The sequence below is a fragment of the Micromonospora sp. A3M-1-15 genome, assembly GCF_024213425.1.
Lineage (GTDB): Bacteria > Actinomycetota > Actinomycetes > Mycobacteriales > Micromonosporaceae > Micromonospora > Micromonospora chersina.
The window spans coordinates 826,941-840,852 of sequence record NZ_JANAVK010000003.1; the positions used below are offsets into that span (position 1 = coordinate 826,941).

Annotated in this window: 10 protein-coding genes and 1 pseudogene; 7 read left to right on the forward strand and 4 right to left on the reverse strand. The window is 70.2% G+C overall.

What is annotated here, in order from left to right; all coding sequences use genetic code 11:
- Positions 1 to 117 precede the first annotated feature (117 nt).
- The 6 genes from NLX85_RS19025 (at position 118) to NLX85_RS19050 (ending at position 10,886) form a co-directional block, all read left to right on the forward strand.
- Entirely contained in the window at positions 118 to 1,833 is a 1,716-nt protein-coding gene (locus NLX85_RS19025; protein ID WP_254336960.1) for an aldehyde dehydrogenase family protein, read from the forward strand.
- Between the two features lie 197 nt (positions 1,834 to 2,030).
- Positions 2,031 to 3,761 (forward strand): GMC family oxidoreductase, encoded by a 1,731-nt coding sequence (locus NLX85_RS19030; RefSeq protein WP_254336962.1) that lies wholly within the window; start codon positions 2,031 to 2,033, stop codon positions 3,759 to 3,761.
- 59 nt (positions 3,762 to 3,820) lie between these two features.
- Positions 3,821 to 5,620: an alkyl/aryl-sulfatase gene (locus NLX85_RS19035; protein ID WP_254336964.1), complete on the forward strand. Its 1,800-nt coding sequence runs from the start codon at positions 3,821 to 3,823 to the stop codon at positions 5,618 to 5,620.
- 224 nt (positions 5,621 to 5,844) lie between these two features.
- Complete coding sequence (locus NLX85_RS19040; RefSeq protein WP_254337499.1) at positions 5,845 to 6,777, forward strand: formylglycine-generating enzyme family protein; 933 nt, start codon at positions 5,845 to 5,847, stop codon at positions 6,775 to 6,777.
- Between the two features lie 57 nt (positions 6,778 to 6,834).
- The gene (locus NLX85_RS19045) at positions 6,835 to 9,204 is read left to right on the forward strand and encodes an arylsulfatase (RefSeq protein ID WP_308210760.1); all 2,370 of its coding nucleotides are present in this window, start codon (positions 6,835 to 6,837) and stop codon (positions 9,202 to 9,204) included.
- A gap of 629 nt (positions 9,205 to 9,833) precedes the next feature.
- The gene (locus NLX85_RS19050) at positions 9,834 to 10,886 is read left to right on the forward strand and encodes an aromatic acid exporter family protein (protein WP_254336966.1); all 1,053 of its coding nucleotides are present in this window, start codon (positions 9,834 to 9,836) and stop codon (positions 10,884 to 10,886) included.
- Positions 10,887 to 10,993: 107 nt separating this feature from the next.
- Here the strand turns inward: NLX85_RS19050 and NLX85_RS19055 are convergent, their stop codons facing one another.
- From NLX85_RS19055 to NLX85_RS19070, 4 genes and pseudogenes are all read right to left on the reverse strand, one after another.
- On the reverse strand, positions 10,994 to 11,632 hold the full coding sequence (locus NLX85_RS19055) for a GAP family protein (RefSeq protein WP_254336968.1): 639 nt from the start codon (positions 11,630 to 11,632) through the stop codon (positions 10,994 to 10,996).
- Positions 11,633 to 11,978: 346 nt separating this feature from the next.
- Entirely contained in the window at positions 11,979 to 12,134 is a 156-nt protein-coding gene (locus NLX85_RS19060; RefSeq protein WP_254336970.1) for a hypothetical protein, read from the reverse strand.
- A 74-nt stretch (positions 12,135 to 12,208) separates the two neighbouring features.
- Positions 12,209 to 12,565, reverse strand: a pseudogene (locus NLX85_RS33745) (hypothetical protein); the annotation flags it as partial.
- 46 nt (positions 12,566 to 12,611) lie between these two features.
- Positions 12,612 to 12,956, reverse strand: a complete 345-nt coding sequence (locus NLX85_RS19070) for a hypothetical protein (RefSeq protein WP_254337518.1) — start codon at positions 12,954 to 12,956, stop codon at positions 12,612 to 12,614.
- 73 nt (positions 12,957 to 13,029) lie between these two features.
- Here NLX85_RS19070 and NLX85_RS19075 point away from each other — a divergent pair, with 73 nt between their 5' ends.
- Positions 13,030 to 13,620, forward strand: coding sequence for a TetR/AcrR family transcriptional regulator (locus NLX85_RS19075; protein ID WP_254336972.1), 591 nt, complete (start codon positions 13,030 to 13,032; stop codon positions 13,618 to 13,620).
- Positions 13,621 to 13,912 lie beyond the last annotated feature (292 nt).

The following is a 13,912-nucleotide window of genomic DNA, read 5'->3' on the forward strand; positions in this document are numbered from 1 at the left end:
GGGAGCAGCGGCAGGCGGCGGCCGGATCCCTGAACCCCTCCGGGGCGTACTCGCGGCCACGTTCGCGTTCACGATCCTCGGCGACCTTCCGCCGACCCAGCGCCGACAAGGACACCGATGACAATCAGCACCGCCACGACCGCGCAGCTGGACCAGATGATCGCCGAGCTTCGCGACGGCGAGCACGCCTGGGCCCGCGAGCCCCTCAGTTCCCGCCGCGCCCTGCTGCGCCAGTTGCAGGCGGCCGTGGCCGCCCACGCCGAGCAATGGGTGCGGGTGGCCGGGGGTATCAAGCAGCTGCCCGCCGGATCGCCGCTGCTCGGTGAGGAGTGGACCAGCGGCCCGTGGGCCGTGCTCGGCTACATCGACGCGCTGGCCGACACCCTGGCGCGCCTGGAGCAGGGACGTGACCTGCTAGCGGGGTACAGGGTCGGCGCCGCGCCGGGCGGCCGGGTGAGCATCGGCGTGCTGCCGTACAACACCTTCGACCGGTTGCTGCTCAGCGGTTTCCGGGCCGAGGTCTGGATGGAGCCCGGCGTCACCGAGCAGGAGACCCGGGAGCGCGCCGGGCTGGGCCTGCTCGCTCCTGAGCGCACCGCAGGCGTCGCCGTGGTCATGGGCGCGGGCAACATCTTCTCGATCGCACCGCTGGATGTGCTGTACCAGCTGTACGCGTACAACCGGGTGGTCCTGCTCAAGCTCAACCCGGTCGCCGACGCGCTGCTGCCGGTGCTGGCGGCGGTGTCCGCGCCGTTCATCGACCGGGGCTATCTGCGCATCGTCGCCGGGGACGCGTCCGTCGGCGACCACCTGGTGACCCACGCGGGTGTCGACGCGGTACACCTCACCGGCAGCGAGGCCACCCACGATGCGATCGTGTGGGGAACCGGCGAGGCGGCGCGGGCGGCGAAGGCCACCGGTACGCCGCGGCTGGACAAGCCCGTCACCAGCGAACTCGGCGGGGTGTCTCCGACGATCGTGGTGCCCGGTCGCTGGTCGAAGGCTGACATCCGGTTCCAGGCCGAGCACGTCGCCACGCAGCGCCTGCACAACAGCGGCTTCAACTGCGTCGCGGCGCAGATCGTCATCGTGAGCCGGGACTGGCCGCAGAAGCGGGAGTTCCTCACCGCGCTGCGCGACGCGTTCGCGAACGCGCCCGTCCGCCCGGCCTGGTATCCGGGCTGCGACGTGCGGGTGTCCGGCGCCCGGCGGTCGCATCCTCGCTTCGAGGCCGTCGGCGGCACCGCCGAACGCACCGTGCTGTGGGACCTCGACCTGGACGATGACGCCGAGCCCGCGTTCGGCACCGAGTACTTCGGTCCGGTCCTCGGCGTGGCCGAGCTGCCCGGAACGGGCATGGAGTTCCTCGACGCCGCGGTCGACGCCGCCAACGAGCGTCTGCACGGCACGCTCGGTGCCAACCTGGTGATCGACCCCCGTACGCGCCGGCAGCTCGGCCCGCGCCTGCGTGAGGCCATCGCCCGGCTACGCTACGGCACCATCGGCGTCAACGCCTGGACCGGCGTGGGCTACCTGACCGCCCGCGCCACCTGGGGAGCGTTCCCCGGGCACCCGCTCGACGACATCGCCAGCGGCCGCGGCGTGGTGCACAACTCGTTGCTGCTGCACCGACCCGAACGGACCGTGGTGTACGGGCCGTTCCGGCCGCTGCCGCGCTCGGTCATGACCGGCGAGTTCAGCCTGACCCCGAAACCGCCGTGGTTCCTGAGCAACCGCACCGCCGCGACGACCGGCCGACGGCTCACCGCGTTCGCCGCTCGGCCCCGCTGGTCGGCGCTGCCCGGGATCTTCGCCTCCGCGCTGCGGGGGTAACCGGCCCATCCCGGCGCCATGCGGGGCGGGCGGCGAGCCCTCGGCCATCCGCCGCGGCTTCGCCGGTCAGCGCTGATGGGTTCACTTTCCGGCCGGCAGGCTCTTGCCCTGCCGATCCTTAATAACGATACTGCCGTTAACGCATTTGGTGCGGCGCTGACCACGGATCTGACGCTGCTGCGGAAGGTGTGCATGTCATGAGTACCCACGATTACGACGTCCTCGTCATCGGCTCCGGCTTCGGCGGATCCGTCTCTGCCCTGCGCCTGACCGAGAAGGGCTACCGCGTCGGCGTGCTCGAGGCGGGCCGGCGCTACACCAGCGAGGAACTGCCCAAGACGTCCTGGGACGCGCGCAAGTTCGTGTGGGCCCCTGCCCTGGGGCTTTTCGGCATCCAGCGCATCCACCTGCTGCGCGACGTCGTGATCCTCGGCGGCGCCGGCGTCGGCGGCGGATCGCTGAACTACGCCAACACGCTCTACAAGCCGCTCGCGCCGTTCTTCGACGACCCGCAGTGGGCCCACATCACCGACTGGCGCGACGAACTCGAGGCGCACTACGACCAAGCCCGGCGCATGCTCGGCGTCACCATGAACCCCACTGTCACCGAGGCCGACAAGGTCCTCAAGTCGGTGGCCGACGACATGGGAGTCGGCGCCACGTTCACCCTGACGCCCGTGGGAGTGCTCTTCGGCAAGGACGGCCAGAAGCGCGGCACCGAGGTCGACGACCCGTTCTTCGGCGGTGCCGGACCCAGGCGCAACACCTGCATCGAGTGCGGCTCCTGTATGACGGGCTGCCGGTACAACGCCAAGAACACCCTGGACAAGAACTACCTGTACCTGGCGGAGCAGAACGGCTGCGAGATCCACCCGATGACCACGGTCGTCGACGTCAAGCCGCTGCCGGCCGGGGGATACGCCGTGCACACGGTGGCGACGGGCAAGTCGGCGCGCCGCAGGCGCCACCGGCGCACCTTCACCGCCGAGCAGGTGGTGTTCTCGGCCGGCACCTACAACACCCAGAAGCTGCTGCACCGCCTGCGCGACACCGGGTCGCTGCCGCGCATCTCCGGCAGGCTCGGGCAGATGTCCCGGACCAACTCCGAGTCTGTGCTGGGGGTCAAGGCGCGGGCCAAGAACATCGCCTACACCCAGGGTGTCGCGATCACCTCGTCGATCCACGTCGACGAGCACACCCACATCGAACCGGTGCGCTACGGCAAGGGCAGCAACCTGATGGCGCTGCTGCAGACCGCGCTCACCGACGGCGACCAGGGCCGCCCCCGCTGGGTCACCTGGGCCAGGACGATGCTCACCCAGCCGCGGCACTGGACCTGGTTCTCGCCGAAGAACTGGTCCGAGCGCACGATCATCCTGCTGGTGATGCAGGCGCTGGACAACTCGATCACCGTCCGCGGGCGCCGGACCATGTCGGGCCGGTACAAGCTCACCTCCGGCCCCGGTCACGGCGAGCCGAACCCGTCCTGGATCCCCGCCGCCAACGAAGCCGCCCGCCGGGTCGCAGAGAAGATCGACGGCATCGCCGGAGGCACCATCGGCGAGATCGCCAACATCCCCCTGACGGCCCACTTCATCGGCGGCTGCCCGATCGGCGACTCTCCCGAGACCGGTGTCGTCGACCCCTACCACCGGCTCTACGGCCACCCGGGCGTCCACGTCGCCGACGGCTCGACCGTGTCGGCCAACCTCGGCGTCAACCCGTCGCTGACCATCACCGCCCAAGCCGAACGCGCCATGGCGTTCTGGCCCAACCGCGGCGAGCCCGACCCCAGACCCGCGCTGGGCGCCGCCTACGTGCGGCTCGCCCCGGTCGCCCCGCTCCGACCCGCTGTTCCCGCCGGCGCCCCGGCCGCCCTCGGCGCGGCCGCCGCCTCGCCGTCATCGCCCGACAGCTCGGCCCTGTGATCCGCCCACAGCCGACAGCCCAGGTCTCAAGCACTTCTCAGACGTACGGAGGTTCCGCAATGGACGACCCACTCGACCTCGGCGATCGGACCGACTTCGCCAACGCCGACCGGGGCTTCGTCGCCGCGCTGACGCCAGGTGTCGTCACCGCTGCCGACGGGCGGGTCGTGTGGGACGCCGACGCGTGGGCCTTCCTCGACGGCGAATGCCCGGACACCGCGAACCCGAGCCTGTGGCGGCAGAGCCAGCTGTGCGCCCGCCAGGGCCTCTACCGGGTCACCGAGGGCATCTACCAGGTACGCGGCCTGGACCTCTCGAACATGACCATCGTCGAGGGCGACACCGGAATCATCGTCGTCGACCCGCTGCTCAGCGTCGAGACCGCCGCGGCGGCGCTCGGCCTGTACCGCGCCCACCGCGGCGACCGCCCCGTCACCGGCCTGGTCTACTCCCACTCCCACGCCGATCACTTCGGCGGCGCCGCCGGTGTCACCGGCGGCGACGTCCCGATCCTCGCGCCCGTCGGGTTCATGGAGCACGCCGTCGCGGAGAACGTGTACGCGGGCACGGCGATGACCCGCCGGGCGAGCTTCATGTACGGTACGACGCTGCCGGCCGGCCCGGCGGGACAGATCGGGTTCGGGCTGGGCAACGCCGCGTCCTCCGGAACCGTGTCGCTGTTTCCGCCCACGATTGACATCACGCACACCGGGCAGGAAGAGACCATCGACGGCGTGCGGATCGTGTTCCAGCTGACGCCGGGCACCGAAGCGCCGTCGGAGATGAACTTCCTGTTCCCCGACCACCGCGCCCTGTGCCTGGCTGAGAACGCCACGCACACCATGCACAACGTGCTCACCCTCCGCGGTGCGCTGGTCCGCGACGCGCGAATCTGGTCGCGGTACCTCACCGAGGCGATCACCATGTTCGACGCTGCGGCCGACGTGGTGTTCGCCTCGCACCATTGGCCGACCTGGGGCCAGGACAACATGACGCGATACCTGACCGAGCAGCGTGACCTGTACGCCTACCTGCACGACCAGACGCTGCGGCTGGCCAACCAGGGTCACAACGCAGCCGAGATCGCCGAGATGATCCAGCTTCCGCCGGCGCTGGACGCGGCGTGGCACGGACGAGGCTACTACGGGACGGTGTCGCACAACGTCAAGGCCGTCTACCAGCGCTACCTCGGCTGGTTCGACGGCAACCCGGCCAACCTGTGGCAGCACCCGCCGGTCGAGACCGCCAAGCGCTACGTCGACTGCATCGGCGGGGTCGACGCCGTCCTGACCAAGGCGCGCGACTACGCCGACGCCGGGGACCTGCGGTTCGCCGCGCAACTGCTGCAGCACGCGGTCTTCGCCGACCCCGCTCGTGGCGACGCGAAGGAACTGCTCGCGCAGGTGTACGAGAAGCTGGGTCACGGCGCGGAGAGCGGCATCTGGCGCAACTTCTACCTCACCGGCGCGCAGGAGCTCCGCCACGGGCCCGACGTCACCCCGGTCGACCTCGGCGGCGGCATGGCCGCGGTGCTGTCGATCGAGCAGATCTTCGACACCCTGGCGATCCGGGTCGACGCGCCCAAGGCATGGCACGACACGATCATCATCGACTGGACGTTCACCGACCTGGGCCAGTCGCACCGCACCACGCTGCGCAACGGGGTGCTCGTCCAGCAGCAGAACCCACCCGCCGGCAACCCCGATCTCAGCCTCACCCTGACCAAGGCGCAACTGCTGGGCATGCTGGCCGGCAAGGGCCTCGGCGGCATCACGCACGACGGCGATCTCGACGGTCTCAAGCGCATGCAGGGCTACCTCGACGCGCCCGATCCGCGGTTCGCGATCGTGACGCCCTGACGGCGATGTGACCGGCCGGTTGCCGCCCCTCGCCGTCGACGTATCCGGCCCTCCTCAGTCGGGCCGGATACGTCGACCGCGATCCACGCCGCAAGCCAGACGAACGGTCCACCCCGCCACCCGCCCACCGACCTGACACCGAGCACCATCAGGGGACGAGCGTGAGCAACACCGACGGCAGCCCGCCGACCGCGCGGCCCACCCCGGGGCGGCAGGCCGCGGGCATGGCGTGGATCCCCGGCGGCCGGTTCACGATGGGATCAGACCGCCACTACCCGGAGGAGGCCCCGGCCCACCCGGTCGACGTCGACGGGTTCTGGATCGACCCTGCCCCGGTCACCAACGCCCAGTTCGAAGCCTTCGTCGAGGCCACCGGATACGTGACGACGGCGGAACGGCCCGCCGACCCTGCCGGGTACCCCGGCGCCGACCCGGCGCTGCTCGCACCGGCCTCTGCGGTGTTCACGCCGCCGCCGTATCCGGTGGACCTGGGTGACCCCTACCAGTGGTGGTCGTACGTGCCCGGCGCGAACTGGCGCCATCCGGGTGGTCCCGGCACGTCGCTGCGCGAACGCCGCGACCACCCGGTAACCCACGTGGCCTATGCCGACGCCCTCGCATACGCGCAGTGGGCCGGCAAGCAGCTACCCACCGAGGCCGAGTGGGAGTACGCCGCACGCGGCGGCCTGTCCGGCAGCGAGTACGCGTGGGGCGACGAGTTCAACCCCGGCGGCAACCACATGGCCAACACGTGGCAGGGCCGGTTTCCGCATGAGAACCTGCGGCTGGACGGCTATGACGGGACCTCACCGGTCGGCGCCTTCCCCGCCAACGCTTACGGCCTGCACGACATGATCGGCAACGTGTGGGAGTGGACGTCCGACTGGTACGCCGAGCACGACCGTCTCGCACCGAGGGGGCCCACCTGCTGCGGCACTCCCGCTCCCCGGCTCAACCCGGCCGGCGGCACCGAGTCCGACAGCTTCGAACCCGGCCAGGCGCACCTGCGCATCCCCCGCAAGACGATGAAGGGCGGCTCGCACCTGTGCGCGCCGAACTACTGCCGCCGTTATCGCCCCTCCGCACGGCTGGCCCAGCCGGTTGACACCTCCACCTGCCACCTGGGCTTCCGCTGCGTCGTGCGGCCGGCGTGGTGACCTGCCGCCGACCCGACGGCGTCCGCATCACCCCACCACATCGAAACGGAGAACCCCGTGCCTGCGTATGACGACCTGCCCCGCACCACGCTGCCCATGCCCGACCGGCCCAAGCCGGGGCTGATCACCTACGACGCGCGGGACCCGGACACCTCGTTCGCGCCGATCACGCCGGTGCGGCCGCCGACGGGCGCGCCGAACGTGCTGGTGATCCTGCTCGACGACGTCGGTTTCGGCGCCTCCAGCGTGTTCGGCGGCCCGGTGGACACCCCGGTGGCGCAGCGGCTGGCCGACGGCGGGCTGCGCTACAACCGGTTCCACACCACGGCGCTGTGCTCGCCCACGCGGCAGGCGCTGCTGACCGGCCGCAACCACCACTCGGTCGGCATGGGCGCGATCACCGAGCTGGCCACCTCCGCGCCGGGCTACAGCACCATCCGGCCCAACAGCAAAGCGCCGCTGGCCGAGACGCTGCGGCTCAACGGCTATGCCACCGCTCAGCTGGGCAAATGCCACGAGGTCCCGGTGTGGGAGACGAGCCCGGCCGGCCCGTTCGACCGCTGGCCCACCGGCAGCGGTTTCGAGTACTTCTACGGTTTCATCGGAGCCGAGGCCAACCAGTACTACCCGACCCTCTACCACGGCACCACCCCGGTCGAGCCGACCCGCACCCCGGAGGAGGGCTACCACCTCACCGAGGACCTGGCCGACCGGGGCGTGGACTGGATCCGCCGCCAGCACGCGCTGCAGCCGGACCGCCCGTTCTTCATGTACTTCGCGCCCGGCGCCACGCACTCCCCGCACCACGCGCCCAAGCAGTGGTGCGACCGGTACGCCGGGCGCTTCGACGTCGGCTGGGACGCGCTGCGCGAGGAGATCTTCGAACGACAGAAGGAGCTCGGCGTGATCCCGCCCGACGCGGTGCTGACCGCGTTCAACCCGGAGATCCCGCACTGGGACGACATGCCTGACGACCTCAAGCCGGTGCTCGCCCGGCAGATGGAGGTCTACGCCGGATTCCTGGCGCACACCGACGACCAGATCGGCCGGCTCGTACAGGCCCTGGACGACCTGGAACTGCTCGACAACACGCTGATCTACTACATCATCGGCGACAACGGGGCCTCCGCCGAAGGAGCCATGCATGGCACCTTCAACGGATCGATCAACTACAACGGCATGGGCGCGCTGGAGACCCCGGAGTTCCTGCGCGCGCGGATGGACGAGCTCGGCACTCCCAGCTCGTACAACCACTTCGCGGTCGGCTGGGCGCACGCGCTGTCCACGCCGTACCAGTGGACCAAGCAGGTGGCCTCGCACTGGGGCGGCACCCGCAACGGCACCATCGTGCACTGGCCCGCCCGCATCACCGCCGCCGGCGAGCTGCGCGAGCAGTTCGCGCACGTCATCGACGTCGCCCCGACCATCCTCGAAGCGGCCGGGCTGCCCGAACCGACCACCGTGCACGGCGTCACGCAGGCCCCGATCGAGGGCGTCAGCATGGGTTACACGTTCAGGGACGGGGCCGCGTCGGAGCGCCACCAGACGCAGTACTTCGAGATCGGCGGCAACCGGGGCATCTACCACCGGGGCTGGACCGCGGTCACCCGGCACCGCACGCCGTGGCTGCTGCTCGGCGCGCAACTGGCCGCCTTCGACGACGACGTGTGGGAACTGTACGGCCCCGACGACTGGACCCAGTCCAGCGACCTGGCTGCTGAGCAGCCCGACATGCTGCACCGACTGCAGCGGCTGTGGCTGATCGAGGCGACCAAACACGGGGTGCTGCCGCTGGACGACCGGGGCGCCGAGCGGTTCAACCCCGACCTGGCCGGGCGGCCGCAGCTTATCCGAGGCAACACGCAGGTGCTGTTCCCCGGGATGGGCCACCTGAACGAGAACTCCGTCATCAACATCAAGAACAAGAGCCACGCCGTCACGGCCCAGGTCGTGGTGCCCGACGCCGGCGCGGAGGGCGTCATCATCGCCCAGGGCGGCATGGCCGGCGGCTGGAGCATGTACGCCCGCGAGGGGCGGCTGCGCTACTGCTACAACCTCGTCGGCCTGCGCCACTTCTACATCGACTCCGATGCCGAGATCCCGGCCGGAGAGCACCAGGTCCGGGTGGAGTTCGCCTACGCCGGCCCCGGCCTGGCCAAGGGCGGCAGTGTCACCCTCCACCTCGACGGCGTCGAAGTGGGCCGCGGCACCGTGTCGGCCACCCAGCCGGTGATGTTCTCCGCGCACGAGGCCACCCACGTCGGCCGGGAGTCCGGCTCCACGGTCACCCCGGAGTACCCGGCCCGCGGCAACGACTTCAGCGGCACCATCCGTTGGGTCCAGATCGACGTCGACGCCGAAGCGGCCAACGCCGAGCACCTCATCCCGATCGAGGAACGCTGGCGCGTCGCCATGGCCCGGCAATGACGGGCCGCCAAACGGCGCCAAGCGGGCAGTGACGAAGGACGGGTGGGGTGAATCCGAACGCCGGCCACCCTGCCTGTCCTCATATCACCACCGCGTCCACACGGCACGTGATGCAGTCGGACCGGACAAGCCAGCGATGGTGTGCGCGTCGCGGCTGGGTTCGGGCCAGGCCGTGGGATCAGTGCAGGCGAAATCGTCCCCGTGCGGTTTTGGGCGGCCCGCACCGCCCGGGGTCTTGGCCGGCGTCGCAAAGCGAATGTCCACAGCAGGCTGGTGCGCTTGGCGTGCCGCATTCCGACCTACCCACAAGACGAGCCTCAGCGGTGAGGTGTCGGTGTCCGCCGAGACGTCAGGGGGGCCTCGGCGGCGACCTGCTCGGTGTGGACCTGGGCAATCCACCGGCTGCCGATGCTGCGGTCGGCTGCCGTTGCCGATAGCGGCACGGTAGCGATCTCCAGAGCGGGCTTTAGGGCATTGAAGATCTAATCGGCAGCTTGGGGATCTCGAGCATTCGATCACTGTTGGCGTACGACGATGTCGTTGGGGAGCCGATGGATACACGGGGGTGAGAGGTGCTCGGCCGGCTTCGGGGTGCGTTGAGCGGGGGTGTGCGGCGAGGGCGCCGAGATGTGTACGAGCGGCTTCGCACGTACCTCATCGTCGCGGCGCAGGCGGGTGTGGCGGCCGAGCTGTCGTGGTTCATCACGCGCGACGTACTGCACAATGCGCAGCCGTTGTTCGCGCCCGCCGTCGCGGTCGGCACGATCGCGGGAGCCATCGGCAATCGAATCAGGCGAGCACTGGAGTTCATTGCCGGGGTGACCGTGGGGGCGGTGGTCGCGCATGTGATCACGCGGGGCTTCGGGGTAGGGCCGGCACAAACGGGCGTGGTCGTCGCGTTGGCCATCGCGGTGGCCGTCGCTTTTCGGGGCACCGGCGCGGTCCTGGCGCAGGCAGGAGGCACAGCTCTGCTGTTGGGGTCGGTGGCGCAAGGACCGGATCTGGCGGTGCCGCGAACGGCAAGTGCAGTGGTCGGTGGTGTCGCCGCCATCGCCGTCGCGTTCCTGATCCTGCCACTCAACCCGCTGCGGGTCGTACATCGCAGCGTCGGTCCGACGCTGGATGCCTTCGCCCGTGAACTGACGGCTGTCGCCGACGCACTGGCCCATCGTGACCCTCAACAGGCCGAATGCGCTCAGGAGCGCTTCTCCACGGCATGGGAGAAGAGACAGAAGACGGCTGAGTTGGTGGCCGCTGCGCGGCAGGTCGCGGCCCTCTCACCGTGGCGCAGGCGCCGGCTCGGCGTCGTACGCCGGTGGGAGCACGCCGCCGAGCACCTCGACAGGGCCTACACCTGCACCCGCGAACTGGTGCACTGGGCGGTGGCGACCCTCCGCGCCGGCGAGCCGGTGCCGGCCGGTCTTCCAGCGTCGATCGGGCACGCCGGCGAGGCGCTGAGGCTGCTGTACCGGGACGTCGTCACCGGCCGGGAGCCAGGTCCTGCGCGCGCCCGGGCATTGCAGGCGATCAAAGAGGTCAACGAGGCCTGCGCCGAGGGTGTCGAGTTCTCCGGAAGCGTCGTCGTCGCACAACTGCGCGCCGCCGTCAGCGAGCTGCTACAAGCCTCCGGACTGCCAGAAGCAGAGGCAACCAAGCAGGCGGGCCTGACGGCCGCCGTCTAGCCACGGCGGCCGTCAGCAGATGGTGGCGTAGGGCTCCTGGCTCCGCGTCAACGGTCTGGGCGCCGACTGGCAACCTCCAGCCGGAGGGCGACGCGCGGGCGGGGGTCTTACTTGAGCAGGTCGGACACGACGATAGCCACGAAGATCAGGATCACTGCCTCGCTGACCCACCACGAGTGGTCGTTGGCCCAGTTGCGGATCTTGGGCAGCGCTGCTGCCGCCCGCTGACCGAACGCGAGCAGGGCGAGCAGTGGCAATGCCAGTAGCAGCAGCGTCAGACACAGGAACGGCAGCAGGTGCCACCACGGCTTGTCGTGGCCGGCCAGGGATCCGGCGACTGCCAGCATGGTGGCCTCGTCACTGGGCATGGCGACGAAGAGAAGGACGCCCAGCCCGAAGGCGAAGCGCGGCTTGGCCTCCTGCAACTTGCTCATCCACTTGGGCGGCTGGGTTCGCTTGCGGCGAGAGAAGATCATCGCCATCAACGCCAGCAGCACCAGCAGCACCACCCAGTCGATCAAGCGCCGCGTGCCGTCATTCTTGTGCTGCCCGTCTCCAGCGCCACGCACCGTGTGGAAGACGACGTACCACACAGTCAGCGCGACGATTACGGCGAGACCAGCCCCGACCAGGAAGGCCAGCGAGCTGCGCCTCGCGTCCCGGCTGGAGGCCAGGAAAATGGCACTGATGATCTGCGGGCCGGCGATCATCACCAGGGCAAGCGGTAGGACGCTCAGCAGGTTCATACCCCCCCTTCCTGCCCCTCATTCTTGGCCGGGCCGCGCCCGCACGGACGCCCTTGCACGAACGGTCCGACGCAAGTGCCGCCGACCGGCAAGATCCGTGGTCGGGCGGGGGCGTACCTCGCTCAGGTGAAGCGGTTCACCGGGTGACGATCGGGTCGGAGACCAACGGATGAGCATGGACCACGCCCGCAGCCAGAACCGGGCCGTGGTGGCTGACGGCAATTCGGCCTCGCCGGTGGCGCGAGCCCGGTTGGCTCGCGCCAGCGGGGAAGAAGGGCGGGCGATTATCCTTCGAGGCGAAGGGCTACCTGCTACGCTGCGGGGCCGCGCTGAGCCTGACGGCGCCTTACCCGACCAGGTCGGCCGGCGCCGTCGCCTCGCGTTTGAGGATCTTGCCGGCGGCCGTCTTGGGCAGCTCGTCGACGATCCACACGTGCCGCGGGTACTTGTACAGCGCCGCCCGCGTCTTGACGTGCTCGTAGAAGCTCTTCGGGGGTAGCACCGTCCTTCAGCGCGACCGCGGCGCAGACCTGCTCGCTCAGCTTCGGGGTGGGGGATGCCAATGACGGCCACCTCCCGCACCGCCGGGTGCTCGTACAGCAACTCCTCGATCTTGCGAGGGTAGACGTTGTACCCGCCCCACGGATCTCGCTGAGCGCGGCGTTGCGCGCGCACTCGTGGTTGTTGTAGGCGTCGGCCAGCGCCTTCTTGCCCCGGTTCTCGAACCCAGGCGACGGTGGACCGGTACGGCTCGCCCTGGGCGGGGCGCAGGTCGGCCTCGCCCTTGTTTGGCCAGAGCGACATGGCCCTCTCGGCCTGGGCGGTAATGGTCAGGGCGGGGTTGACCCCGAGATCAACGGCTTCCCGGGGCAGTTCGGTGGGTGAGATCTTCGACATCCCTCTGACGGCGCACTTCATCGGCGGCTGCCTCATCGGCGACAGCCCCAACACCGGCGTGATCGACCCCCTACCACCGCCTCTACGGGCACCCTGGGATCAGCGTCGTCGACGGCTCTGCCGTACGCGGGCGAGCAGGCGGGCCGCCTGCTCGGCGGCGGGGATCCAGGTCGGGGGTGGGGGCCCCGTGTCCCTGGCGGGAGGTCAGCTTGGCCTTGCCTCGGCGCACCTTCTTCGCTGAGACGGTGAGGGAGTTGTCCAGGGACTGCATGACCAGGCCGATGGTGGTCCGCCCCGACCAGCGGCGCTTGCTCAGCGAACGGGCGAACAGCACCGGGTGTCGAACCCAGGTGACGAGGAAGTGCAGCGAGCGCGGGCCGCGGCCGCCGCCCGGCGCCTGCAGCACGGACAGCAGGCCCAGAGCCAATCCGTCGTTTCCACTCTCGGACCCTGTTGCACCGCTCCGTGAATGTAACTGGAGCCGCACGTAGGCTTCGAGCATGGTGAGTCGGGTGGAGCGTGGGCCGGGCCGTCCGCGGGAGGAGCGGGTGACCGGGGCGGTTCTGTCGGCGGTTCTGGAGTTGGTGACCGAGCAGGGTATGGCCGCGGTGACGATGGATGCGGTGGCCGCTCGCGCGGGCGTCAGCAAGCCGGCCATCTATCGCCGGTGGCCTTCCAAGCACGACCTGGTCATCGCGGCGGCGGAGAACCGAATCGGCGTACTGACCGTGCCTGACATGGGCGACTTCCGTGTCGAACTGCGTGCGGTGCTCGACGCCCGTGTGGAGGCCTACCGGATACCGGGCACGTCCCGGCTGATGGCGGGCATGATCACCGCGGTGGAGGAGGGCGGCGACGTCAACGGTGCGTATCGCGGATACGTCTCGCGGATCATGGGTGAGACGAGGAAGATCCTCGAGCGCGGGGTCGCGCGCGGTGACGTCCGCGCCGATGTCGATGTGCAGGCCGCAGCGACGCTGGTCGCCGCGCCACTGGTGTTCCGTCTGGTGATCGAGCGGCAGCTGCCGGACGAGCGGTTCGCCGCCGACCTGGCCGACATGATCGCACGCGCGGTAGGTGTCGCAGCTTGACTCGGCAGCGCGGCCAGACCTCGCTCTTCTGGCCGAGGCGACGTTCCTGACGCCGGCGGCCGATGGTGGCGGGGTCGCGGGTAAACGCTGGGACGCTGCGCGCAACCCCGCGCTCAGCGAGATCCTCGCGTTCTATGGCCGCTCGGTCATCGTTGCCTTGCGGACAGGTCCCGATGAGCTTCCGCCCCGCCAGTCGTCCATCTCTTAGCAGTCGCATTCGTTCGACCGACGCAGACCACCGGCGGGGACGCGTCGCTTGTGCCGCCGTCCCCGCGCCACCGGCCCACGACGC

Excerpts from the sequence above, each read along its gene's own strand:
- NLX85_RS19025 (WP_254336960.1), top strand. The coding sequence starts at position 118 with ATGACAATCAGCACCGCCACGACCGCGCAGCTGGACCAGATGATCGCC.
- NLX85_RS19030 (WP_254336962.1), top strand. The coding sequence starts at position 2,031 with ATGAGTACCCACGATTACGACGTCCTCGTCATCGGCTCCGGCTTCGGC.
- NLX85_RS19035 (WP_254336964.1), top strand. The coding sequence starts at position 3,821 with ATGGACGACCCACTCGACCTCGGCGATCGGACCGACTTCGCCAACGCC.
- NLX85_RS19040 (WP_254337499.1), top strand. The coding sequence starts at position 5,845 with ATGGCGTGGATCCCCGGCGGCCGGTTCACGATGGGATCAGACCGCCAC.
- NLX85_RS19055 (WP_254336968.1), bottom strand. The coding sequence starts at position 11,632 with ATGAACCTGCTGAGCGTCCTACCGCTTGCCCTGGTGATGATCGCCGGC.
- NLX85_RS19075 (WP_254336972.1), top strand. The coding sequence starts at position 13,030 with ATGGTGAGTCGGGTGGAGCGTGGGCCGGGCCGTCCGCGGGAGGAGCGG.